This is a genomic window from Azospirillum himalayense, assembly GCF_042657465.1.
Lineage (GTDB): Bacteria > Pseudomonadota > Alphaproteobacteria > Azospirillales > Azospirillaceae > Azospirillum > Azospirillum himalayense.
Window position 1 is genome coordinate 206,074 of the sequence record NZ_JBHSLC010000010.1, and the last position, 22,328, is coordinate 228,401.

Genomic DNA, 22,328 nt, shown 5'->3' on the forward strand with positions numbered 1-22,328 from the left:
AATGCCGATCGAAGTGCTGATGCCGGCGCTGTCGCCCACCATGACCGAGGGCAAGCTGGCGAAATGGGTCAAAAAAGAAGGTGACGAGGTCAAGTCCGGCGACGTGCTCGCCGAGATCGAGACCGACAAGGCGACCATGGAGGTCGAGGCGGTCGACGAAGGCCGCATCGGCAAGATCCTGGTCGCCGAGGGCACCGAGAACGTCGCCGTGAACACCCCCATCGCCGTGATCCTCGGCGAGGGCGAGAGCGTCACCGACGCCGTGTCCGGCTCCCCGACGCCGGCGCCGAAGGTCGCCGCCGAGCCGGTGGTGAAGGACACGGGCGCCCACGCCCCGGCCACCCTGCCGGTCGGTCCGGCCAGCGGCCCGGCCGCCGCGCCGCCGGCGTCGGACGAGGACAAGTTCTTCGACAAGACGGTGAAGAAGACCGTCCGCGAAGCGCTGCGCGACGCCATGGCCGAAGAGATGCGCCGCGATCCGACCGTCTTCCTGATGGGTGAGGAGGTCGCGCAGTACCAGGGCGCCTACAAGGTGTCGCAGGGCCTGCTCCAGGAGTTCGGCGCCGACCGCGTCATCGATACGCCGATCACCGAGATCGGCTTCGCCGGCCTGGGCGTTGGTGCGGCCTTCCGCGGCCTGCGCCCGATCGTCGAGTTCATGACCTTCAACTTCGCGATGCAGGCGATCGACCACATCGTGAACTCCGCCGCCAAGACGCTGTACATGTCCGGCGGCCAGATGGGCTGTCCGATCGTGTTCCGCGGCCCGAACGGTGCGGCCGCCCGCGTCGCCGCGCAGCACAGCCAGGACTTCACCCCCTGGTACGCCAGCGTGCCCGGCCTGAAGGTCGTAGCACCCTACAGCGCGTCGGACTTCAAGGGCCTGATGAAGTCGGCGATCCGCGATCCGAACCCGGTCATCTTCCTCGAGAACGAGATCCTCTACGGCCAGTCCTTCGAGGTGCCGGAGAGCGAGGACTTCATCGTTCCGATCGGCCGCGCCAAGATCCGCCGCGCCGGCACGGACGTGACCATCACCGCCCATTCGCTGATGGTCAGCTACGCGCTCGCCGCCGCCGATCTGCTGGAGAAGGACGGGATCAGCGCCGAGGTCATCGACCTGCGCACGATCCGTCCGCTCGACACCGAGACGATCGTCAACTCCGTCAAGAAGACCAACCGCCTCGTCACCGTCGAGGAGGCCTGGCCGACCTGCGGCATCGGCGCCGAGCTGTCGGCCCTGATGATGGAGCAGGCCTTCGACTATCTGGACGCCCCGGTGATCCGCGTGACCGGCCTCGACGTGCCGATGCCCTACGCGGCGAACCTGGAAAAGCTCGTCCTTCCTTCGCCCGACCGCATCGCGGAAGCGGCGAAGAAGGCCTGCTACCGCAAGTAAGGAGGGCGAGCGAATGACCATCCAGATTCTCATGCCCGCCCTCTCTCCGACCATGACCGAGGGCAACCTCGCCAAATGGCTGAAGAAGGAAGGCGACTCGGTGAAGTCCGGCGACGTGATCGCCGAGATCGAAACCGACAAGGCCACCATGGAAGTGGAGGCGGCCGACGAAGGCCGTCTCGGCAAGATCCTCGTGCAGGCCGGCACGCAGGGCGTCGCGGTGAACACCCCGATCGCCGTGCTGCTGGAAGAGGGCGAGGACGACAGCGCGCTCGCCAAGGCCGCCGCTCCCGCCCCGGCGGCGGCGCCCGCCGCGGCTCCGGCCCCGGCCCAGACCCAGGCGGCGTCCGCTCCGGCCCCCTCCGCTGCTCCGGCTCCGCAGGCCGCGGCCGCTCCGGCTCCCGCCGCCCAGGGCGGTGGCCGCGTGTTCGCCAGCCCGCTGGCCCGCCGTCTGGCCGAGCAGGCCGGTCTCGACCTGAAGGCCGTCACGGGCACCGGCCCGAACGGCCGTATCGTCAAGGCCGACGTCGAGGCCGCCAAGGTCGGCGGCACCGCCAAGGCCGCCGCTCCGCAGGCCGCCCAGGCTCCCGCCGCCGCCCCGGCGGCTGCGCCGGCCGCCGCTCCGGCCCCGAAGGCCGCGGGCATCGACGCCAAGGACCTGTCGGACAAGCTGGGCATGCGCTACAAGGCGCAGCCGAACAGCTCCATGCGCAAGACGATCTCGCGTCGTCTGACCGAGGTGCAGCAGACGGTGCCGGATTACTTCCTGGCCATCGACTGCGAGCTGGACGCGCTGCTGAAGGTCCGCTCCGACCTGAACGCCCGCTCCAAGGATTACAAGCTGTCGGTCAACGACTTCATCATCCGCGCCGCCGCGCTGACGCTGAAGAAGTTCCCGAACATCAACGCCGCCTGGTCGGAGGAAGCCATCCTCCGTTACGACCACGTCGACATCTCGGTCGCCGTGGCCACCCCGACCGGCCTGATCACGCCCATCGTCAAGAAGGCGGAGACCAAGGGGCTGGCCGAAATCTCCAACGAGATGAAGGGTCTGGCGGAGCGCGCCCGCGACGGCAAGCTGAAGCCGGAGGAGTATCAGGGCGGCACCTTCTCGATCTCCAACCTCGGCATGTACGGCATCCGGGAGTTCGCGGCGATCATCAACCCGCCGCAGGCCTGCATCATGGCGGTCGGCGCCGGTGAGCAACGTCCGGTCGTCAAGAACGGCGCGCTCGCCATCGCCACCGTGATGACGGTCTCGGTCACCGTGGACCACCGCGTCGCCGACGGCGCGCAGGGTGCGGAATTCCTCGCGGCTTTCAAGAAGCTGATCGAGGACCCGCTGAGCATGCTGCTGTAAGGGGGCGCTGACCATGGCTGACATGAACTACGACCTCATCGTCATCGGCGGCGGCCCGGGCGGCTATGTGGCGGCGATCCGCGCCGCCCAGCTCGGCCTCAGCACCGCGGTGGTGGAGCGCGAGAATCTCGGCGGCATCTGCCTCAACTGGGGCTGCATCCCGACCAAGGCGCTTTTGCGCTCCGCCGAGGTGCTGCGCAACGCCAAGCACGCCGCGGAGTACGGGCTGGTCATCCAGAACCCGTCCTTCGACCTGGACAAGGTCGTTCAGCGGTCCCGCAAGGTGGCGGGGCAGCTCAACGGCGGTGTCAAGCACCTGCTGAAGAAGAACAAGGTCGCCGTCATCGAGGGCGAGGCCAAGCTGCTCGGCAAGGGGCAGGTGGCCGTGACCAAGGGCGGTGCGGCGGTCGGCACCTTCGGGGCGAAGAACATCATCATCGCCACGGGCGCCCGCGCCCGCACCCTTCCGGGTCTGGAGGACGACGGCAACCTCGTCTGGACCTACCGCAAGGCGATGACCCCGAACACGACGCCGAAGTCGCTGCTGGTCATCGGCTCCGGCGCCATCGGCATCGAGTTCGCCAGCTTCTACAACGAGCTGGGCGCCAAGGTGACGGTGGTCGAGGTGATGGACCGCATCCTGCCGGTCGAGGACGAGGAAATCTCGGCCTTCGCCCGCAAGCAGTTCGAAAAGCAGGGCATGCGGATCATCACCAACGGCAAGGCCGGCAACCTGCGCAAGGGCGCCGACAGCGTGACGGTGGCGGTGGAAGCCAACGGCAAGACCGAGGACATCACGGTCGACCGCGTGATTCTCGCCGTCGGCATTTCGCCGAACACGGAAAACCTGGGCCTGGAGAACACCAAGGTCCAGACCGACCGCGGCCACATCAAGACCAACGCCAACTGCCAGACCGACGAGCCGGGCGTCTACGCCATCGGCGACGTGACGGGGGCTCCCTGGCTCGCCCACAAGGCCAGCCACGAGGGCGTCATCGCTGTCGAGCACATCGCCGGCAAGCACCCGCACGCGCTGGATGTCCGCAACATCCCGGGCTGCACCTACTCGCACCCGCAGATCGCGTCGGTCGGTCTGACCGAGAAGAAGGCGAAGGAGGCGGGCTACGAAGTCCGCGTCGGCCGCTTCCCCTTCATCGGCAACGGCAAGGCCATCGCGCTGGGCGAGGCGGACGGCATGGTGAAGACCGTGTTCGACGCCAAGACCGGCGAGCTGCTGGGTGCCCACATGGTCGGCGCCGAGGTGACGGAGCTGATCCAGGGCTACACGGTCGCCAAGACCATGGAGACCACCGAGCAGGAGCTGATGCAGACCGTGTTCCCGCATCCGACCCTGTCGGAAATGATGCACGAGTCGGTTCTTGATGCCTATGGCCGGGCCATCCACTTCTAAGTGGCGAGTCTGAGCTACGGTCGTTTCCTCCCTCGTCCTCCAGGGCGGGGGAGCAACGATTGCGACTCCGTCATCATTTTGACGGTGTTGCGTCGTCTCGGCCGATAATCAGACTTGACCGGTCGGTCATTCCGGCCTATCCGGCGGGACCGTGTCCGCCGGCCTTGCGCCGTTTCCCTGCGCCGCCCCTTGCGCGGTCGGCGGCGCGTTACCGTTCAGCATCGGCGCTGCCATCGGGCAGCCCGTGGGAGCACTTCAGACCATGACCGTGGCCGATCACCCCGAGAAGCTTCGCCATCCCGAAAAGGCCCACAAGCCCGACAACCCGATCCAGCGCAAACCGGGCTGGATTCGCGTCAAGGCGCCGACCAGCCAGGAATACAACGAGACGCGCAACCTGATGCGCGGGCTCAAGCTCAACACCGTGTGCGAGGAGGCCGCCTGCCCGAACATCGGGGAGTGCTGGAAGCACAAGCACGCGACCTTCATGATCCTCGGCTCCGTCTGCACCCGCGGCTGTGCCTTCTGCAACGTCGGCACCGGCCGCCCCGACCAGCTCGACCCGCACGAGCCGGACAATGTGGGGGAGGCGGTGGCCCAGTTGAAGCTGAGCCACGTCGTCGTCACCTCGGTGGACCGCGACGACCTGGAGGACGGCGGGGCGGAGCATTTCGCCCGGACCATCCGCGCCATCCGCGCCGCGTCGCCCGACACGACGATCGAAATCCTCACCCCCGACTTCCAGAAGAAGAAAGGTGCGGTGGAGGTGGTGGTCGAGGCGAAGCCGGACGTCTTCAACCACAATCTGGAAACCGCGCCGCGCCTCTACCCGACGATTCGTCCGGGTGCGCGCTACTTCACCTCGCTGCAGTTGCTGGCGCGGGTGAAGGAGCTGGACCCGTCCATGTTCACCAAGTCCGGAATCATGGTCGGGCTGGGCGAGACGAAGGAGGAGGTCGGGCAGGTGATGGACGACCTGCGCGCCGCCGATGTTGACTTCATGACGATCGGCCAGTACCTCCAGCCGACGCCCAAGCACGCGGCGGTGGATCGGTTCGTGACTCCGGAAGAATTCCAGAGCTACGCAACACTTGGCCGCGGCAAGGGTTTCCTGATGGTGGCCTCGACGCCGCTGACCCGCTCCAGCTATCACGCGGGGGCGGACTTCGCCAAGCTGCGGGAGGCTCGCCTCCGCAAGCTCGCGGCAACGGCGGGCTGAAAGGCGGCGGGCTGAGAGGCGGCCGAAAGAGAAACGGAGCGGGTATGCCGACGCACGCGGAAAAGAAGGTTCTTCCCTACACGCCGGAACAGATGTACCGGCTGGTCGCCGATGTGGAGAAGTACCCGGAATTCCTGCCCTGGTGCCTCGCCGCCCGCATCCGCCGCCGCGAAGGCGACGTGATGTTCGCGGACCTCGTCATCGGCTTCAAGATGGTCCGCGAACGCTTCACCTCGCGCGTGGAGCTGGACGAGGTGAACCGCCGCATCAACGTCCAGTACACCGAGGGTCCGTTCCAGTACCTGAACAACCACTGGATCTTCACCCCGCACGAGGGCGGCGTCTGCGTGGATTTCTACGTGGACTTCGAGTTCCGCTCGAAGATGCTGCAGAAGATCATGGGCGTTCTGTTCAACGAGGCGGTGCGCCGGATGGTGCAAGCGTTCGAGACCCGCGCCAATCAGCTCTACGGTGCCGGCGCCACCCGGCCCGCCACGGCGCGGACCGCCTGAGGCCGGTCCTTCCTCAACGGATCGCGGTTTCCGGGCGGGCCGTGCGCAGCCGCTCCAGCGCGGCTTGCACGGTCGCCAGCCGCACCGCCTCGCGGTCTCCGGGAAAGGTGTATTCCTTGTGCTTGGCGGCGCCGCGGCGGACCGCCGTGGCGATGTAGACGCGCCCGACCGGCTTTTCCGGTGTCCCGCCGCCGGGTCCGGCAACTCCGGTGACAGCCACCGTCACGTCGGCCTTCGACTTCGCCAGGGCGCCCACCGCCATCGCCACCGCGACCTCCGCGCTGACCGCGCCGTGGGCATGGATCAGGCTGGGCGGCACGCCGAGCATCTCGGATTTGGCGACGTTGGAGTAGGTGACGAAGCCGCGGTCCACCACCTTGGACGACCCCGCGATGTCGGTCAGCGCGCCCGCGATGAGGCCGCCGGTGCAGGATTCGGCGGTTGCCAGGGTGTAGCCGGCCAGCTCATACTCGGCGAGCAGCTTGGCGGCGAGTTCGCGGATGTGATCGGGAAACATGCGGGTCCCTTTCGTCGTCGTAAAAATCCCTCCCGCCAAAGAGGAGAGGGTTAAGGGCACTTATCCCGGCAGGCGGACCGTCGCCATCGCTTGCGCCGCGATGCCCTCGCCGCGCCCGGTGAAGCCCAGCCGTTCCGTCGTCGTCGCCTTTACGCTGACCCGGTCCACCGGCATGCCCAGAATTTCGGCAACGCGCGCGGTCATCGCCTCGCGGTGCGGGCCGACCTTCGGGCGCTCGCAGATGATCGTCACGTCGACATGGGCGATCCGCCCGCCGCGCGCCGTCACCAACTCCGCCGCGTGTTTCAGGAACAGCGCGCTGTCGGCGCCGCGCCATTGCGGGTCGCTGGGCGGGAAGTGGCTGCCGATGTCGCCGGCGCAGAGCGCGCCCAGGATGGCGTCGGTCAGCGCGTGCAGCCCGACGTCAGCGTCCGAATGGCCGTCCAGCCGGTGCGTGTGCGGAACCCGCACGCCGCAGAGCGTGACGTGATCGCCCTCGGCGAAGCGGTGCACGTCGAAGCCCGACCCGGTTCGGATGTCGGACAGGGCGGAATCGAGCGCACGGGCGGCGCGGGTCAGGTCGTCGGGGGTCGTCACCTTGAAATTCTCCTCCCTGGCGGGCACCAGCGCGACCGGCAGCCCGGCGCGTTCGGCGACCGCCGCGTCGTCGGTCAGTTCGAGCCCGGCGGCGTCGCGATGCGCGGCCAGAATCTCGGGAAAGCGAAAACCCTGCGGGGTCTGGGCGCGCCACAGGCCGCTGCGGTCGACCGTTTCGGCCACCAGCCCGCCGTCCGGACCGCCATTGCCGCGCTTCAGCGTGTCGGCGAGCGGCACGGCGGCGAGCGCCGCGGGGTGGGTGGCCAGAGCCGCGATCACCCTGTCGATGGTGCCGGCGTCGATCAGCGGACGGGCCGCGTCGTGGATCAGCACGAGGCCCGGCGCCGAGTCGGTCAACGCCTCCAACCCGTTGCGCACCGAATCCTGGCGGGACGCCCCCCCAGCCACCGGCTCGGGCAGGTTCAGCCCCGCGACCGCCGCATCGTAGAGATCGCGAAACGCGGGATTGATGACGACGCGCACCGCACTCACCTTGGGGTGGCGCCGGAAGGCCTCCACCGTGCGGCGCAGAACGGGCTGGCCGGCCAGATCGAGATACTGCTTGGGCCGCTCGGCGCCGAACCGCTGTCCGGTGCCGGCGGCGACGATCAGAGCGATGCAGGAAGACGCGTTCAAGGAAGACGCGTTGACGCAAGACATGGGGCGTTTCCCTGCCGTTTGGGCTATGGTATCCGCGCTTGACGGGCCGTCCGCGTGACGTTTACGTCATGGCGGCCGGACGCCCCGGAGCCTAGCCGGTCACCAGCGTTCCGCCAAGAGCCCCTGGGGCTGGAGCAGCGAAGACTTGTCCAACAGCGACTTTGGGTTTCCGCAGAGGGAAGGGCACGGGTCCGCCGCATGTCGCAGAACATCGTCTACAGCCTGACCGCGCTGATGGCTCTGCTGCCGGCGTCCATCTACCCGTACCACCGGATCGCGGGGCAGGGGGCGGACGGTCGGTCCGCCTACTTCTGGGGCGCCCTGGCTCTGGGCTTCGCCGGGCCGGCGGCCTGGGCGCTTACCCAGGTGGCGGGACGCTGGCACACCGGCCTGTCCACCGCGCTGTGGATCACCATCGCCGCCTGCATGCTGCTGTTCATGGCAATGAGCGCGCTGACCCGGTCGGCGTGGCGGCTGTCGCCGCTGCTGCTGCCCTACCTGCTGACCGTCGGCGCCTTCGCGACGCTGGCCCAGCAGGCCCCGGCGCCGGTCCTGCGCGGCGGGGCGCCGGGCATCTGGATCGACCTGCACATCGCGGTGTCGGTCATCACCTATGCGCTGCTGACCATGGCCGCCGTGGCGTCGCTCGCCGCCTTTCTCCAGGAACGGGCGCTGAAGTCGAAACGTCCGACCCCCTTGACCCGTTTCCTGCCCCCGGTGACAGAAAGCGAGCGGATGCAGCTCCACCTTCTCGGCGCGTCGGAGGCGGTACTGGGAGCCGGTCTCGCCACGGGAATGGCGGTGCTCTATTACGAAACCGGCGCGCTGCTGCGCGCTGATCACAAGACGCTGCTGTCGGTCGCCAGCTTCGTCGTCATCGGCGGGTTGTTGCTCGCCCACGCCCGCACCGGCGTGCGCGGGCGGATGGCGGCGCGTCTCGTGCTGATCGCCTATCTGCTCCTGACCCTCGCCTATCCGGGCGTCAAGTTCGTCACCGACGTCCTGCTCGGCTAGCCCCCCGCGCATGACAGCCAGCGCGGCGCTCGCGGTATGTGCACTTGCAACATGCCGAAACGCTGTGCTACCGTGCACAAATTCTCATCATATCGCTAATGTGCCCATCATGTGGGCAGGTGAACATGGCCATTCAAATCGGCACCATCTCGCTTGAGGGTCCGGTGATCCTCGCCCCTATGTCCGGAGTCACCGACCTGCCGTTCCGGCGGCTGGTGAAGCAGTCCGGCTGCGGGCTGGTCGTCTCGGAGATGGTCGCGAGCCAGGCGATGATCCGCGAGAACCGCCAGACCCTGCGCATGGTCGAATGCGAGCCTGAGCAGTTCCCCATGGCGGTCCAACTCGCCGGCTGCGAGCCCGACGTGATGGCCGAGGCGGCGAAGCTGAACGAGGATCGCGGCGCCGCCGTCGTCGACATCAATTTCGGCTGCCCGGTGAAGAAGGTGGTCAACGGCCACGCCGGCTCCTCCCTGATGCGCGACGAGGCGCTCGCCGCCCGCATCCTGGAAGCCACGGTGAAGGCGGTTTCCATTCCCGTGACGCTGAAGATGCGCAAGGGGTGGGACGACAACAGCCTGAACGCGCCCCGTCTCGCCCGCATCGCGGAGGAGTGCGGGATCAAGCTGGTCACCGTTCACGGCCGCACCCGCGAGCAGTTCTACACCGGCACCGCCGACTGGTCCTTCATCCGCTCCGTGAAAGAGGCGGTGTCGATCCCCGTGGTGGTCAACGGCGACATCACGTCCTTCGACTCCGTGGACCGGGCGCTCGCCGAGTCCGGGGCCGACGGAGTGATGATCGGGCGCGGCAGCTACGGGCGGCCGTGGTTCCCCGCCCAGGTGATGCATTACATCCGCACCGGCGAACGGTTGCCCGATCCGCCGCTCCACGAGCAGCTCGACACGCTGCTGGAGCATTACGACGCCATGCTGACCCATTACGGCGTCGAGGGCGGGCTGCGCGTCGCCCGCAAGCACATTTCCTGGTACTCGACGGGCCTGCGCGACTCCGCCGAATTCCGCTCGGAGGTCAACCGCATGTCCGATCCCGAACGAGTGCGCGGCTTCATCCGCGACTTCTACGCCCCGGCGATCGAAAGGATGGCTGCTTGATGGCTCGTGCATCTGCCGCTGCTCCGTTGCCCCGCCGCCCGGCGCGGCCCCGTGCGCCCTCCAGTTCCTACCGTCCCGTCCGCTCCTGCATCGATCCATCCGTCATGCTGAACGCGCTCCCTGACCCCGTGCTGGTCGTCGATGGTGCCGGCGACATCCGCTACGTGAATCTGGAGGCGCAGGAGTTCTTCGGCCTGTCCGCCGCCATGATGGAAGGCATGCCGCTGGCGGAACTGCTGCCGCCCAACAGCCCGGTCAGCCAGTTGATCGAGCAGGTGCAGCAGGGCCGGCACCGTGCCTCCCAGGAGGGCGTCGTCATCGACACGCCGCGCATCGGCCCGCACCACGTCACCGTGCGGGTGACCGCGCTGGGCGAGCCGGCCGACCATGTGCTGCTGACGGTCAATGAGCGTACGCTGGCCCGCAAGATCGACAATTCCCTGACCCACCGCAACGCCGCCCGCTCGGTCACCGCCATGGCGTCTATGCTGGGGCACGAGGTGAAGAACCCGCTGTCGGGCATCCGCGGCGCGGCGCAGCTCCTGGAGGAGAATTGCAGCGAGTCCGACCGGGTGCTGACCCGGCTGATCTGCGACGAGGCCGACCGCATCGTCGCTCTGGTCAACCGGATGGAGGTCTTCTCCGACCAGCGCCCGCTGGAGCGCGATCCGGTGAACATCCACACCGTTCTGGAGCATGTCCGCAAGGTGGCCCAGAGCGGCTTCGCGCGGAACATCCGCTTCATCGAGCGGTACGACCCGTCTCTGCCGCCGGTCTATGGCAACCGCGACCAACTTATCCAGATTTTCCTCAACCTGATTAAAAATGCGGCAGAAGCTGCACCGGAATCGGGCGGCGAGATCATTCTCAGCACATCTTATCAGCACGGCGTCCGCATGGCCCTGCCCGGCGGCGACACCCGCCTGCACCTGCCGTTGCTGGTGTCCGTTCAGGATAATGGGGACGGCATACCCGACGACCTGCGCTCCAACCTGTTCGATGCCTTCATTACGACGAAGGTCAACGGAACTGGCCTGGGGCTTGCATTGGTAGCCAAAATCGTCGGCGACCACGGTGGCGTCATCGAATTTGACAGCCAGCCGCGCCGCACCGTCTTCAAGGTCTCGCTACCCATGTTCGATGAAGCGCAGATGAGCGGCGATCCTGCACCGGCCAGAGGCATCCGAGGGGCCATCGGATGAGTGCAGCCACGATCCTGGTTGCGGACGACGACCGCGCCATCCGCACCGTTCTGACCCAGGCGCTCGCCCGCCTCGGGCACGAGGTGCGCACCACCGGCAACGCCTCCACGCTCTGGCGCTGGGTGGCGGACGGGCAGGGCGACCTCATCATCACCGACGTGGTGATGCCCGACGAGAACGGGCTGGACCTGATCCCGCGGATCAAGAAGATCCGACCCGACCTGCGCATCATCGTGATGAGCGCGCAGAACACGCTGATCACCGCCGTGAAGGCGGCGGAGCGCGGCGCCTTCGAATATTTGCCCAAGCCCTTCGACCTGAAGGAGCTGGTCTCCGTCGTCGAGCGTGCGCTGAACTCCAACACGCCGCCGGCCGCTCTGCCGGCCGACGCCGGCGAGGCGGACGAGCAGCTTCCCCTGATCGGCCGCTCGCCGGCCATGCAGGAGATCTACCGCGTCCTTGCCCGTTTGATGGGCACCGACCTGACGGTGACGATCACCGGCGAGTCGGGCACCGGCAAGGAATTGGTGGCCCGCGCACTCCACGATTACGGCAAGCGTCGCAACGGTCCCTTCGTCGCCATCAATATGGCGGCCATCCCGCGCGAACTGATCGAATCCGAGCTGTTCGGTCACGAGAAGGGCGCCTTCACCGGAGCCACCAACCGGTCGACCGGCCGCTTCGAGCAGGCGCAGGGCGGCACCCTGTTCCTCGACGAGATCGGCGACATGCCGCTGGAGGCGCAGACCCGCCTGTTGCGCGTGCTGCAGGAGGGCGAGTACACCACCGTCGGCGGGCGTACACCGATCAAGACGGACGTACGCATCGTCGCCGCGACCCACCGCGACCTGCGCACCCTGATCCGCCAGGGCCTGTTCCGCGAGGACCTGTTCTACCGGCTGTGCGTCGTCCCCATCCGTCTGCCGCCGCTGCGCGAGCGCACGGAGGACGTGCCGCTTCTGGTTCGCCATTTCCTAAACCAGTGCTCGGCGCAGGGACTGCCGGTGAAGAGCATCGACCAGCCCGCCATGGACCGGTTGAAGCGCTACCGCTGGCCGGGCAACGTGCGCGAACTGGAGAATCTGGTCCGCCGCCTCGCTGCGCTCTATTCGCAGGAGGTCATCGGGCTGGACGTCGTGGAGGCGGAGCTTGCCGACGCCACCCCCGCCGCCCAGCCGGTGGAGGAGCCGCAGGGCGAGGGCCTGTCCGCCGCCGTGGAACGGCATCTGAAGGATTACTTCGCCGCGCACAAGGACGGCATGCCGTCGAACGGCCTTTATGACCGCGTGCTGCGCGAGGTGGAACGGCCGCTGATCTCGCTCAGCCTTTCGGCCACGCGGGGCAACCAGATCAAGGCGGCGCAGCTGCTCGGCCTCAACCGCAACACGCTGCGCAAGAAGATCCGCGATCTCGATATCCAAGTGGTGCGCGGGCTGAAGTGATCCGGCGCCCGGTGGACCGGCCGGGCATCGCGCCATTCCCACAGCGTGTTCTTTTTGCGACAGGCTTTCGGCGCCTCTGCCCTTCGCAATGCTCCTTAGGGACTGTGCGAAAGGCAGAGGGGTTGCCGCTTGGCAGGACGGCAACAGCTCATGTATCATTCTGGCAACAGACTGGTTGCCGGATTGATGTCGCCCACACCCCCTGAAACCGCCACGCCGCTTTGGCAACAGTTCCTTCGCTGGGCAGCCCGGGTCGGGTTGGCGAAGCGGCTTGCCTTCGCGCTGTCGTTGGCCGCACTGGTGGCTGGCTTCGCGACGTACACGGCACTGACGGAGAGCGCGCCCTTCGGGGAAACCAACCCGCGCACCGTCACATGGCTGCTGACCCTCGATCTGGCCCTTCTGCTGCTGCTCGGCGTGCTGATCGCGCGGCGCATCGTCTATCTGTGGATCGGGCGGCGACGCGGTCTGGCCGGGTCGCAGATGCATGTGCGTCTGGTCGCGGTGTTCAGCCTGCTCGCCGTTGCGCCGGCCATCATCATGGCCATCTTTTCCACGGTCTTCTTCTATGTCGGCGTGCAGTCCTGGTTCAGCGAACGGGTGCGCACCGCGGTGAACGAATCGCTGGCGGTGGCCAGCGCCTATCTGCACGAGCACCAGCAGAACATCCGCGCCGACGCGCTCGCCATGGCGAACGACCTCAACCAGGAGGCGGCGCGCCTCGCCAGCGATCCGGAGCGGTTCGAGCAGGTGGTCGCCACCCAGGCGATGCTGCGCGCCTTGTCGGAAGCGATTGTCTTCAACGGGACGACCGGCGCCATCGTCGCGCGCTCCGGCTACACCTTCGCTCTAGAGTTCGACCCGATCCCCGACGACAAGCTCGCCACCGCCCGCCGCGGCGAGGTGGCGATGATCGTCAGCGAGAACGACGACCGCGTCCGGGCGCTGGTCCGGCTCGACCGCTTCGCCGACACCTATCTTTATGTCGGGCGCATGGTGGAACCGCGTGTGCTTTCGCACATGGCCTCGGCGGAAGGGGCGGTCCGGGAGTTCGGTGCTCTGGAAAGCCAGCGCGGCAGCCTGCAAATCACCTTCACCTTGATCTTCCTGGTCGTCGCCATGCTGCTGCTGCTGGCCGCGGTGTGGGCCGGGTTGATCTTCGCGACGCGGCTGGCGCGGCCGATCAGCGCCCTGATCGGCGCGGCGGAGCGGGTGCGCGCCGGCGACCTGACCGTCCGGGTGACCGAGCCGCCCGCCGAGGACGAGCTTGGCCTGCTGTCGCGCGCCTTCAACCGCATGACGACCGAGATCGAAAGCCAGCGGCACGAGCTTCTCTCCGCCAACCGTCTGATCGACGAGCGCCGTCGCTTCACCGAGACCGTGCTGGGCGGCGTGTCGGCGGGCGTGATCGGGTTGGACGCGGAGGGGCGCATCACCCTTCCCAACTTCTCGGCCGCGCGCCTTCTCGGCGTCGAGGACGCGGAAAGCCTGATCGGGATGAAGCTGGCCGAGTTGTCGCCGGAGATGGGGGAGCTTCTGGATCACGCGCCGGGCCGTCCCGGGCGGGTGGTGCAGGACCAGATCCAGATCCGCCGTCCCGGCACGACGCCGCTGACGCTGCTCGTCCGCATCTCCACCGAAGGGCGGGGCAGTGGGGAGATTCGCGGCTACGTCGTGACCTTCGACGACATCACCGAACTGGTCTCCGCCCAGCGCAAGGCGGCCTGGGCCGACGTCGCCCGCCGCATCGCTCACGAGATCAAGAATCCGCTGACGCCGATCCAGCTCTCGGCCGAACGGCTGCGCCGCAAGTACCTCAAGGAAATCACCAGCGATACCGAGGTCTTCACCATGTGCACGGACACCATCGTCCGGCAGGTGGACGACATCCGCCGCATGGTGGACGAGTTTTCGGCCTTCGCGCGCATGCCGCAGCCGGTGATGAAGCCCTGCAACCTCAACGACCTCGTCCGGCAGGCGGTGTTCCTGCAATCCAGCGCGCACGCCGGGAGGATCAAGTTCGATATGGCGCTTCCCCAGGGGCCGCTGACCGTGCCCTGCGACAGCCGCCAGATCAGCCAGGCGCTGACCAACCTGCTGCAGAACGCCGCGGACGCCATCGAAGGCCGCCCGCCGCCCCCCGATGGCGCGGAGTTGCCGCCCGCCCACATCGCCATCCGCGTCGAGGTCGATGCCGAGCGCATCGCCGTGATCGTCGAGGACAACGGCAAGGGCCTGCCCACCGAAGAGCGCGACCGGCTGACCGAACCCTATGTGACGACACGCGCCAAAGGCACGGGTCTGGGGTTGGCAATCGTCAAGAAGATCATGGAGGACCACGGCGGCGTGCTGACCCTGGAGGACCGCGAAGGCGGCGGGGCACGCGTCGGTCTGGTCATCCCCAACACGTCCACCAGCTCCGGCACGGCCGCGGGCGACGCCCCCGGCGGCGTTGGCACGCCGGCGGAGACCGGTGAAGAGAAGAGGCACGCAGCCCATGGCGCATGACATTCTGATCGTCGACGACGAAGCGGACATCCGGATGCTGATCGCCGGCATCCTGAACGACGAAGGCATGAAGACGCGCGAGGCCGCCGACGCCGATCAGGCGTTCGCCCAGGTGTCCGCGCGCCGTCCGAGCCTCGTGGTGCTGGACATCTGGCTGCAGGGCAGCCGGTTGGACGGGCTTCAGATCCTCGAACAGCTGATGCGCGACCACCGGAACCTGCCGGTCATCATGATCTCGGGCCACGGCAACATCGAGACCGCCGTGTCGGCGATCAAGATCGGCGCCTACGACTTCATCGAGAAGCCTTTCAAGGCCGACCGGCTGCTGCTGATGGTGGATCGCGCCATCGAGGCGGCCCGGCTGAAGCGCGAGAACGAGGAACTGAAGTTGCGCGCCGGCGGCGAGGTGGAACTGGTTGGCCGGTCCACCGCTGTCAACCACGTCCGCCAGAGCATCGAGAAGGTGGCGCCCACCGGCAGCCGCGTTCTCATCACCGGCCCCGCCGGTTCCGGCAAGGAAGTGGTGGCCCGGCTGATCCACGCTCGCTCACGCCGTACCGGTGGCCCCTTCGTCGGGCTGAACTGCGCCACCATGCGCCCCGACCGGCTGGAGATGGAGCTGTTCGGGACGGAGGCCGGGGTGGACGGTGGCGGGCGCAAGATCGGCACCTTCGAGCAGGCGCACGGCGGCACGCTGCTGCTGGACGAGGTGGCCGACATGCCTCTGGAAACCCAGGGCAAGATCGTCCGCGCCCTGCAGGAGCAGGTCTTCGAGCGGGTCGGCGGCGGCCAGCGGGTCGAGGTGGATGTGCGCGTCGTCGCCACCTCCAACCGCGACCTTCAGGCGGAGATCGACCAGGGCCGCTTCCGCCAGGACCTGTTCTATCGGCTGGCCGTCGTTCCGATCCGCGTGCCCTCGCTGGCCGAGCGGCGCGAGGACATTCCGCTGCTGGCCCGCCATTTCATGCAGCGTTCCGCCGAAGCCGCCGGCCTGCCGATCCGTGAGTTCGGCGAGGACGCCATGGCTGCGCTCCAGGCCTACGACTGGCCGGGCAATGTGCGCCAGCTGCGCAACGTGGTCGACTGGCTGCTCATCATGGCGCAGGGCGACCCCAAGGAGCCGATCCGCGCCGACCAGCTTCCGCCGGAGATCGGCGCCATCACCCCCACCGTCCTGAAATGGGACAAAGGGGGCGAGATCATGGGCCTGCCGCTCCGCGAGGCCCGCGAGGTGTTCGAGCGCGAGTATCTGCTGGCCCAGGTCACCCGCTTCGGCGGAAACATCTCCCGCACCGCTTCCTTCGTGGGGATGGAGCGCTCCGCCTTGCACCGGAAGCTGAAGTCGCTTGGTGTGCACGGCAGCGAGAAGGGAAAGCTGTTCGTCGAGTAGGCTTGCTCAGCATCGTCAAGCACAAGGCGCCGTCATTTCTCCTGAAGCAGGTTGCCCAAGCATGTCCTGAACGCGGACGGCTTGGGAGCCTGCTTTTTCTTTGTCTGAGATCAGCGCTTTCCGACTTGTGTCTTGAACTGTGTCTTCTGAAGTTGCGCTGACGTAATTTTAATATTTAGAATGCGCTATGTGGTTTGGCTTTTGGAAAAATATAGATATACAATTGTATTTATGTATTTTGTGAAATATGAGGTAACATTTTTGGTGTTGATCGAAGGTGATTTCCTAAATATTTATTATCTTGTGATTGCTTTTAACAAAGCCAAGCAGAAATTTCCCTTGTGAGGAGGAATTGCAAGATGGCCACAACAGCCGTTCTGACCGTCAATTACACTGACAACCAGCTTGTTGCTTATTTGAATGGCGCCCAGGTTTACAACCGCATTGGCGGTGGCGAAGCGATCAACGAACAGGTCGTGCTGACCGGCAATCTCCAGGCCGGCGTGAATCAGCTTCTGCTGATCGGGGTGAATTTCAATGGACCAGCCCACCTCCAGGGATCGGTCAACATCAATGGCCGGTCGCAGGACTTCAACTTCGACACCCGCAAGGACGGCGCTCCGGAGGGAGTCGTCACGCAGTTCTATTACACGATCGACAACAGCTGACGCCAAGGCCGGCAAACGGGTTTCCGTTTCGCGACGACTTCTGGGAGAGGGTGATAGGGCAGGGCATCCGTCGCCCTTCTTCCTGTCCACGCATGCACGTTGGCCCGTATTTCCCTTCGCGAACATAGAGTTGGTGCACCCTGCCGCAAAATGATAAGGTCCCTGTCCTAAGTGCCTGGAAATTGGGCGGGGAAGGGTGCAAAGGCCGTGAAGGTCATCGTTTGTGGAGCCGGGCAGGTCGGCTCGAACATCGCGCGCTATCTGGCGTCCGAGGGAAACAACGTCACGGTGATCGATCATTCGCCGGAACTCATCCAGCGGATCAGCGACACGCTCGACGTGCAGGCGATGGTCGGCCATGCTTCGCACCCCGACGTTCTGGAGGCGGCGGGGGCGGGCGAAACCGACATGATCATCGCGGTCACCCAGATCGACGAGATCAATATGGTCGCCTGCGAGGTCGCGCACGCCCTGTTCAAGGTGCCGACCAAGATCGCCCGCGTCCGCAACCAGAGCTATCTGAAGCCGATCTGGGCGGACCTGTTCAGCCGCGACCATATGCCGATCGACGTCATCATCTCGCCGGAGATCGCGGTGGCCCGGGCCATCGCCCGCCGGCTCCAGGTGCCGGGCGCCTTCGACATGATCCCTCTGGCGGACGGCAAGGTCCGCGTCGTCGGCGTCCTGTGCACCGAGACGTGCCCGGTGCTGCACACGCCGCTGCGCCAGCTGACCGGCCTGTTCCCCGACCTCGGGCTGGAGGTGGTGGCAATCATCCGCAACGACCGGTCCTTCATTCCCGGCGGCGACGACCAGATGCTGCCCGGTGACGAGGTCTATTTCGCCTGCGACAACCGCCATCTGAACCGCGCCATGGCCGCCTTCGGCCATGAGGAGGTGGAGGCCCGCCGCATCATCATCCTGGGCGGCGGCAACATCGGGCTGTGCCTGGCGGAGGAACTGGAGGCGAAGTACCCCCACGTCACCGCCCGCATCATCGAGATGAACCGCAGCCGCGCCCAGTTCGTGGCGCAGCGCCTGTCGCGCACCATGGTGCTGCACGGCGATGGGCTGGATCCGGAAATCCTGGAGGAGGCCAACGTCCGCGCCACCGAAACGGTGGTCGCGGTGACCAACGACGACGAGGGCAACATCCTCTCCTCTCTGCTCGCCAAGCGGCATGGGGCGAAGCGCGCCATCACGCTGATCAACAAGGCGTCCTATACCTCGCTGGTGTCGCCGCTGGGGATCGACGCGGTGGTCAGCCCGCGCGCCATCACCGTGTCGAACATCCTCCAGCATGTCCGCCGCGGCCGCATCCGCGCGGTGCACAGCCTGCGCGACGGCTTCGCCGAGGTGATCGAGGCGGAGGCGCTGGAAACCTCCGCGGTGGTGAACACGCCGCTGCGGGAGGTGAAGCTGCCCTCCGGGGTCATCGTCGGAGCCATCGTACGCGGCGACGAGGTCATCATCCCGCGCCCCGCCACGGTGATCCGTCCGAAGGACCGCGTCATCATCCTCGCCACCGCCGGTCAGGTGAAAAAGGTGGAGAAGATGTTCGCCGTCCGGCTTGAATTCTTCTGATCGCCTCCCGTATCGTTTTTGGCACCAACAAAAAGAACCTCCATGGCTCGATGGGCATACGTCAACGGCCGTTACCTGCCGCACCGGCAGGCGGCGGTCCATGTGGAAGACCGCGGCTTCCAGTTCGCCGATGGCGTCTATGAGGTGGTGACCCTCCTCGACGGGCGCTTCGCGGACCTGGACGGCCATATGGAGCGTCTGGGCCGCAGCCTGTCGGAGCTGCGCATGGACTGGCCGGCGGCGCCGCGCATCGTGACGATGATCGCCCGCGAGCTGGTGCGGCGGAACGGCGTCCGCAACGGGTCGCTCTACCTCCAGGTCACCCGCGGCGTCGCCCCGCGCGACTTCAAGTTCCCGGCGGACGTCCCCTCGACCCTGGTGATGACCGTCAAGCGGGTCACCGCCTTCGCCAAGCCGGAGCAGCTCGAAAAGGGCGTTGCCGTGGTCACGGTGCCCGACATCCGCTGGGGCCGGCGCGACATCAAGACGGTCGGCCTTCTCGCCCCGGTGCTGGCCAAGCAGCAGGCTGCCGAATCGGGCGCCTACGAGGCGTGGCTGATCGATCCGGACGGCACGGTGACGGAGGGTTCCTCCTCCAACGCCTGGATCGTCACGCAGGACGGCGTGCTGGTGACCCGCGCCCCGTCGCAGAAGATCCTCAACGGCATCACCCGCCTGTCGCTTCTGCGGCTGGCCCGCGAGCGCGGCATCCCGGTGGAGGAGCGCAGCTTCACCATGGAGGAGGCACTCGCCGCCCGCGAGGCCTTCGTGTCCTCCGCCGGCACCTTCGCTTTGCCGGTGACCCGCATCGACGGCAAGCCGGTGGGCGAGGGCAGGCCAGGGCCGATCACACGGATGCTGCGGCAGGCCTATCTGGATTACGTGGCCGGACAGGTCCCGTCATGAGCGACGCCGCCGCCGTCATCGACCGCCTGCCCGTGCTGCCGCGCGCCGTCCTCTACGACTGGGACAACACGCTGGTCGACAACTGGGGCACCGTGCGCGCCGCGCTGAACCACGCGCTGGTCACCTTCGGCCACCCGGCCTGGACCGAGGAGGAGGCGCGCGAGCGCATCAAGCAGTCGCTGCGCGACAGCTTCCCCCGCATCTTCGGGGAGCGCTGGACCGACGCGCGCGACCTCTTCTACGCCTATTTCGAGGCGCATCACCTGGAGCATCTCCGGCCCCTGCCGGGTGCGGAATCCCTGCTGCGCGGCTTCGCGGAGCGCGGAATCTATCAGGCGGTGGTGTCGAACAAGACCGGCCGCTTCCTGCGGGCGGAAGCCGACGCGCTGGGCTGGACCGGCTATTTCGGGCGTCTGGTCGGCGCCCAGGACGCCGAATTCGACAAGCCGCACGGGGCGCCGGTGCTGATGGCGCTGGAACCGGCGAACATTTCGCCCGGCCCGGACGTCTGGTTCGTGGGGGACGCCGACATCGACATGGAATGTGCCCATGGCGCGGGAATGGTCCCGGTGCTAATAGGGGCGGGCGAGGGGAGCGGCTTCACCCGCTTCCCTCCGGCCCATCGGTACGACACGTGCCATGCATTGTGCGGGTTGGTGGGCAGCGGTGGTGACACCATATCGGATGACCAGTAGTCGAGACGGTTGCGACCAACCATGACCTTATCGCTGCAGGGGGCGGGCTTCTAACAAGGGGCCCCAAAAAACACTGAAGAAGGGGGCGACATAAAATGTCTGAAAAAAGCCAAAATGTGCAGGACGTGTTCCTCAACCACGTCCGCAAGAACAAGACTCCCGTGACCGTGTTCCTCGTGAACGGTGTTAAACTTCAGGGAATCATCACCTGGTTCGACAACTTCTCGGTACTGCTGCGGCGCGATGCGCATTCGCAGCTCGTCTACAAGCACGCCATCTCCACCGTGATGCCCGCGCATCCGATTCAACTCTTCGAGCCGCCCAAGGAAGGTGAAAACGTCTGATTTTCCGACCAATGGCAACGGCCGGACGCCTGATGCCTCCGGCCGCGCCATCGTGGTCCACCCCGTCCTCCGCAATGAGGCGGACGGGGTCCTGCGCCATCCCGAATCCTGCCTGGACGAGGCGGCGGGCCTTGCCCGCGCCATCGATCTGGAGGTCGTGCACGCCGAATGCGCGCGGGTGAACCGCCCGCAGCCTTCGATCCTTCTCGGGTCGGGGACGGTGGAGCATTTTGCCCAGATCGTGGAGGAGACGGAGGCATCCCTCGTCATCCTCGACCACGCGCTGTCGCCGGTGCAACAGCGCAATCTGGAAAAGGCCCTCAAGGTCAAGGTCATCGACCGCACCGGTCTGATCCTGGAGATCTTCGGCGCCCGCGCCCGCACGCGCGAAGGCATGCTCCAGGTCGAGCTCGCCGCCCTGACCTACCAGAAGTCGCGCCTCGTCCGCTCCTGGACCCACCTGGAACGCCAGCGCGGCGGCTTCGGCTTCCTCGGCGGCCCCGGTGAATCCCAGCTTGAGATGGACCGCCGCCTGATCGGCGACCGCATCGTCAAGATCAAAAAGGAGCTTGAGGAGGTCCGCCGCACCCGCGGCCTGCACCGAAAGGCCCGCGCCAAGGTGCCGTACCCGGTGGTGGCGCTGGTCGGCTACACCAACGCCGGCAAGTCGACGCTGTTCAACCGGTTGGCCAACGCCGACGTCTTCGCCAAGGACCTGCTGTTCGCCACGCTCGACCCGACGATGCGTCAGGTGACCCTGCCGTCCGGGCGCAAGGTGATCCTGTCGGACACGGTGGGCTTCATCTCCGACCTGCCGCACGGCCTCGTCGCCGCCTTCCGCGCCACGCTGGAGGAGGTCGACGCCGCCGACATCATCCTGCATGTCCGCGACGTGTCCCACCAGGACAGCGAGGCCCAGAAGGCCGACGTGCACGAGGTCATGAGCGACATGGGCATCGACCCGGACGCCGACGACCGCGTGATCGAGGTGCTGAACAAGATCGACGCGCTGGACGAGGAATCCCGCGAGGCGATCCTGGCCCAGACGGCCCGCAACCCGCGCGCCGTCGCGGTGTCCGCCCTGTCGGGGGCGGGGATCGCCGATCTCGACCGGCTGCTCGACCAGCGGATGAACGCCCACCGCCATGTGGTGGACCTGTCCGTGGAGCTGGGGGACGGGGCGGCGCTCGCGTGGCTCTATGCAAAAGGTGAGGTGCTGGAGCGGCGGGACGACGAGGTCCAGGCCCACATCCAGGTGGCCATCGACCCAGCGGATCTGGCCCGTTTCGAGAAACGGTTCGTGCACGGCTGATCTTTCGCCATAAAGGCATCGGGCGCGTCATAATTCGTTCGTGCACGTGCGACGATATGACGCGCCCGATTTCAGACCCGGCCTACGACGTCCGAGGTGTAGCCTTTTCCCAACGCGCCCCCGATATTCGAGACGGGGAGCCGATGGGTTATCCCCGGGAGGAGGCCCGCCTATGCGTTTGCAGACCGATCCAACACACTTCTCGATCACCGCCTTCCTGGCCGATCAGGTGACCCTGGTCGCCCGGCAGGAGCAGTTGTCGCCCGGTGCCGCGGTGCTGCGCATCCAGGAACTGTCGCGCGACAACGCCGGTCGCGCCCGTCTTCTGGAAATCATCAGTGACGCCTGGCGCAAGGAAACCAACCCGACGGAAAGCAGCAAGATTGCCGCCCTGCGGTCCGAACTGGCCGCCTGGGCGCTGCACGCCACCCCGAGCGACAGCCTGCCGCGCTCCTGACGGAGGCGGGGGTGCCGGG

Annotated in this window: 20 protein-coding genes; 18 read left to right on the forward strand and 2 right to left on the reverse strand. The window is 66.9% G+C overall.

Translation table 11 applies throughout. The features are described 5' to 3' along the window. Position 1: 1 nt before the first annotated feature. The 5 genes from ACFPMG_RS08215 to ACFPMG_RS08235 all read left to right on the forward strand — a co-directional run bounded on the left by ACFPMG_RS08215 (position 2) and on the right by ACFPMG_RS08235 (position 5,901). Positions 2-1,399: a pyruvate dehydrogenase complex E1 component subunit beta gene (locus ACFPMG_RS08215; RefSeq protein ID WP_114860155.1), complete on the forward strand. Its 1,398-nt coding sequence runs from the start codon at positions 2-4 to the stop codon at positions 1,397-1,399. Positions 1,400-1,412: 13 nt separating this feature from the next. Continuing rightward, positions 1,413-2,759, forward strand: a complete 1,347-nt coding sequence (locus ACFPMG_RS08220; protein WP_376994685.1) for a pyruvate dehydrogenase complex dihydrolipoamide acetyltransferase — start codon at positions 1,413-1,415, stop codon at positions 2,757-2,759. A gap of 13 nt (positions 2,760-2,772) precedes the next feature. Further along, positions 2,773-4,170 carry a dihydrolipoyl dehydrogenase gene (gene lpdA / locus ACFPMG_RS08225; protein ID WP_137105200.1) on the forward strand — a complete coding sequence of 466 codons (1,398 nt, stop codon included), beginning with the start codon at positions 2,773-2,775 and terminating at the stop codon, positions 4,168-4,170. Positions 4,171-4,432: 262 nt separating this feature from the next. Beyond that, positions 4,433-5,389, forward strand: coding sequence for a lipoyl synthase (gene lipA, locus ACFPMG_RS08230; RefSeq protein ID WP_137116308.1), 957 nt, complete (start codon positions 4,433-4,435; stop codon positions 5,387-5,389). Positions 5,390-5,433: 44 nt separating this feature from the next. Next, positions 5,434-5,901 (forward strand): type II toxin-antitoxin system RatA family toxin, encoded by a 468-nt coding sequence (locus ACFPMG_RS08235; protein ID WP_376994687.1) that lies wholly within the window; start codon positions 5,434-5,436, stop codon positions 5,899-5,901. A 13-nt stretch (positions 5,902-5,914) separates the two neighbouring features. On the opposite strand, the gene ACFPMG_RS08240 is transcribed toward ACFPMG_RS08235, so the two are convergent. Both ACFPMG_RS08240 and ACFPMG_RS08245 read right to left on the reverse strand, forming a co-directional pair. Beyond that, positions 5,915-6,418 (reverse strand): CinA family protein, encoded by a 504-nt coding sequence (locus ACFPMG_RS08240; RefSeq protein WP_376994689.1) that lies wholly within the window; start codon positions 6,416-6,418, stop codon positions 5,915-5,917. A gap of 60 nt (positions 6,419-6,478) precedes the next feature. Further along, positions 6,479-7,675 (reverse strand): bifunctional 2-C-methyl-D-erythritol 4-phosphate cytidylyltransferase/2-C-methyl-D-erythritol 2,4-cyclodiphosphate synthase, encoded by a 1,197-nt coding sequence (locus ACFPMG_RS08245; protein ID WP_376994690.1) that lies wholly within the window; start codon positions 7,673-7,675, stop codon positions 6,479-6,481. Positions 7,676-7,873: 198 nt separating this feature from the next. Here ACFPMG_RS08245 and ACFPMG_RS08250 point away from each other — a divergent pair, with 198 nt between their 5' ends. The 13 genes from ACFPMG_RS08250 to ACFPMG_RS08310 all read left to right on the forward strand — a co-directional run bounded on the left by ACFPMG_RS08250 (position 7,874) and on the right by ACFPMG_RS08310 (position 22,309). Next, the gene (locus ACFPMG_RS08250) at positions 7,874-8,689 is read left to right on the forward strand and encodes a cytochrome C assembly family protein (protein WP_040134121.1); all 816 of its coding nucleotides are present in this window, start codon (positions 7,874-7,876) and stop codon (positions 8,687-8,689) included. A gap of 125 nt (positions 8,690-8,814) precedes the next feature. Next, positions 8,815-9,801 (forward strand): tRNA dihydrouridine synthase DusB, encoded by a 987-nt coding sequence (gene dusB, locus ACFPMG_RS08255; RefSeq protein ID WP_376994691.1) that lies wholly within the window; start codon positions 8,815-8,817, stop codon positions 9,799-9,801. Beyond that, positions 9,801-11,003: a two-component system sensor histidine kinase NtrB gene (locus tag ACFPMG_RS08260; protein ID WP_376994692.1), complete on the forward strand. Its 1,203-nt coding sequence runs from the start codon at positions 9,801-9,803 to the stop codon at positions 11,001-11,003. Before dusB ends, ACFPMG_RS08260 begins: the two co-directional genes overlap by 1 nt. Beyond that, positions 11,000-12,445 carry a nitrogen regulation protein NR(I) gene (gene ntrC / locus ACFPMG_RS08265; RefSeq protein ID WP_306704216.1) on the forward strand — a complete coding sequence of 482 codons (1,446 nt, stop codon included), beginning with the start codon at positions 11,000-11,002 and terminating at the stop codon, positions 12,443-12,445. Before ACFPMG_RS08260 ends, ntrC begins: the two co-directional genes overlap by 4 nt. Positions 12,446-12,631: 186 nt before the next feature. Next, positions 12,632-14,953, forward strand: coding sequence for a sensor histidine kinase NtrY-like (locus ACFPMG_RS08270; protein ID WP_376994693.1), 2,322 nt, complete (start codon positions 12,632-12,634; stop codon positions 14,951-14,953). Then, positions 14,943-16,343 (forward strand): nitrogen assimilation response regulator NtrX, encoded by a 1,401-nt coding sequence (gene ntrX / locus ACFPMG_RS08275; protein WP_376994694.1) that lies wholly within the window; start codon positions 14,943-14,945, stop codon positions 16,341-16,343. Before ACFPMG_RS08270 ends, ntrX begins: the two co-directional genes overlap by 11 nt. A 359-nt stretch (positions 16,344-16,702) precedes the next feature. Continuing rightward, the gene (locus ACFPMG_RS08280; RefSeq protein ID WP_376994695.1) at positions 16,703-17,011 is read left to right on the forward strand and encodes a hypothetical protein; all 309 of its coding nucleotides are present in this window, start codon (positions 16,703-16,705) and stop codon (positions 17,009-17,011) included. Positions 17,012-17,218: 207 nt separating this feature from the next. Then, positions 17,219-18,595, forward strand: a complete 1,377-nt coding sequence (trkA, locus tag ACFPMG_RS08285; protein ID WP_014197050.1) for a Trk system potassium transporter TrkA — start codon at positions 17,219-17,221, stop codon at positions 18,593-18,595. Positions 18,596-18,637: 42 nt separating this feature from the next. Continuing rightward, positions 18,638-19,501: a D-amino-acid transaminase gene (locus ACFPMG_RS08290; RefSeq protein WP_376994696.1), complete on the forward strand. Its 864-nt coding sequence runs from the start codon at positions 18,638-18,640 to the stop codon at positions 19,499-19,501. Further along, positions 19,498-20,196 carry an HAD family hydrolase gene (locus ACFPMG_RS08295; protein ID WP_376994697.1) on the forward strand — a complete coding sequence of 233 codons (699 nt, stop codon included), beginning with the start codon at positions 19,498-19,500 and terminating at the stop codon, positions 20,194-20,196. The genes ACFPMG_RS08290 and ACFPMG_RS08295 overlap by 4 nt, the downstream gene beginning before the upstream one ends. Before the next feature lie 95 nt (positions 20,197-20,291). Then, positions 20,292-20,540, forward strand: coding sequence for an RNA chaperone Hfq (gene hfq, locus ACFPMG_RS08300; protein WP_035675971.1), 249 nt, complete (start codon positions 20,292-20,294; stop codon positions 20,538-20,540). A 52-nt stretch (positions 20,541-20,592) separates the two neighbouring features. Beyond that, positions 20,593-21,852 (forward strand): GTPase HflX, encoded by a 1,260-nt coding sequence (hflX, locus tag ACFPMG_RS08305; RefSeq protein WP_376994698.1) that lies wholly within the window; start codon positions 20,593-20,595, stop codon positions 21,850-21,852. A 172-nt stretch (positions 21,853-22,024) separates the two neighbouring features. Further along, a complete protein-coding gene (locus ACFPMG_RS08310; protein ID WP_035675976.1) occupies positions 22,025-22,309 on the forward strand; it encodes a hypothetical protein in 285 nt (94 codons plus the stop codon). Positions 22,310-22,328 lie beyond the last annotated feature (19 nt).

Excerpts from the sequence above, each read along its gene's own strand:
- ACFPMG_RS08240 (WP_376994689.1), bottom strand. The coding sequence starts at position 6,418 with ATGTTTCCCGATCACATCCGCGAACTCGCCGCCAAGCTGCTCGCCGAG.
- ACFPMG_RS08260 (WP_376994692.1), top strand. The coding sequence starts at position 9,801 with ATGGCTCGTGCATCTGCCGCTGCTCCGTTGCCCCGCCGCCCGGCGCGG.
- ACFPMG_RS08220 (WP_376994685.1), top strand. The coding sequence starts at position 1,413 with ATGACCATCCAGATTCTCATGCCCGCCCTCTCTCCGACCATGACCGAG.
- lipA (WP_137116308.1), top strand. The coding sequence starts at position 4,433 with ATGACCGTGGCCGATCACCCCGAGAAGCTTCGCCATCCCGAAAAGGCC.
- ntrX (WP_376994694.1), top strand. The coding sequence starts at position 14,943 with ATGGCGCATGACATTCTGATCGTCGACGACGAAGCGGACATCCGGATG.
- ntrC (WP_306704216.1), top strand. The coding sequence starts at position 11,000 with ATGAGTGCAGCCACGATCCTGGTTGCGGACGACGACCGCGCCATCCGC.
- hfq (WP_035675971.1), top strand. The coding sequence starts at position 20,292 with ATGTCTGAAAAAAGCCAAAATGTGCAGGACGTGTTCCTCAACCACGTC.
- ACFPMG_RS08215 (WP_114860155.1), top strand. The coding sequence starts at position 2 with ATGCCGATCGAAGTGCTGATGCCGGCGCTGTCGCCCACCATGACCGAG.
- ACFPMG_RS08280 (WP_376994695.1), top strand. The coding sequence starts at position 16,703 with ATGGCCACAACAGCCGTTCTGACCGTCAATTACACTGACAACCAGCTT.
- ACFPMG_RS08310 (WP_035675976.1), top strand. The coding sequence starts at position 22,025 with ATGCGTTTGCAGACCGATCCAACACACTTCTCGATCACCGCCTTCCTG.
- lpdA (WP_137105200.1), top strand. The coding sequence starts at position 2,773 with ATGGCTGACATGAACTACGACCTCATCGTCATCGGCGGCGGCCCGGGC.
- ACFPMG_RS08290 (WP_376994696.1), top strand. The coding sequence starts at position 18,638 with ATGGCTCGATGGGCATACGTCAACGGCCGTTACCTGCCGCACCGGCAG.
- ACFPMG_RS08270 (WP_376994693.1), top strand. The coding sequence starts at position 12,632 with ATGTCGCCCACACCCCCTGAAACCGCCACGCCGCTTTGGCAACAGTTC.
- ACFPMG_RS08235 (WP_376994687.1), top strand. The coding sequence starts at position 5,434 with ATGCCGACGCACGCGGAAAAGAAGGTTCTTCCCTACACGCCGGAACAG.
- ACFPMG_RS08250 (WP_040134121.1), top strand. The coding sequence starts at position 7,874 with ATGTCGCAGAACATCGTCTACAGCCTGACCGCGCTGATGGCTCTGCTG.
- ACFPMG_RS08295 (WP_376994697.1), top strand. The coding sequence starts at position 19,498 with ATGAGCGACGCCGCCGCCGTCATCGACCGCCTGCCCGTGCTGCCGCGC.
- dusB (WP_376994691.1), top strand. The coding sequence starts at position 8,815 with ATGGCCATTCAAATCGGCACCATCTCGCTTGAGGGTCCGGTGATCCTC.
- ACFPMG_RS08245 (WP_376994690.1), bottom strand. The coding sequence starts at position 7,675 with ATGTCTTGCGTCAACGCGTCTTCCTTGAACGCGTCTTCCTGCATCGCT.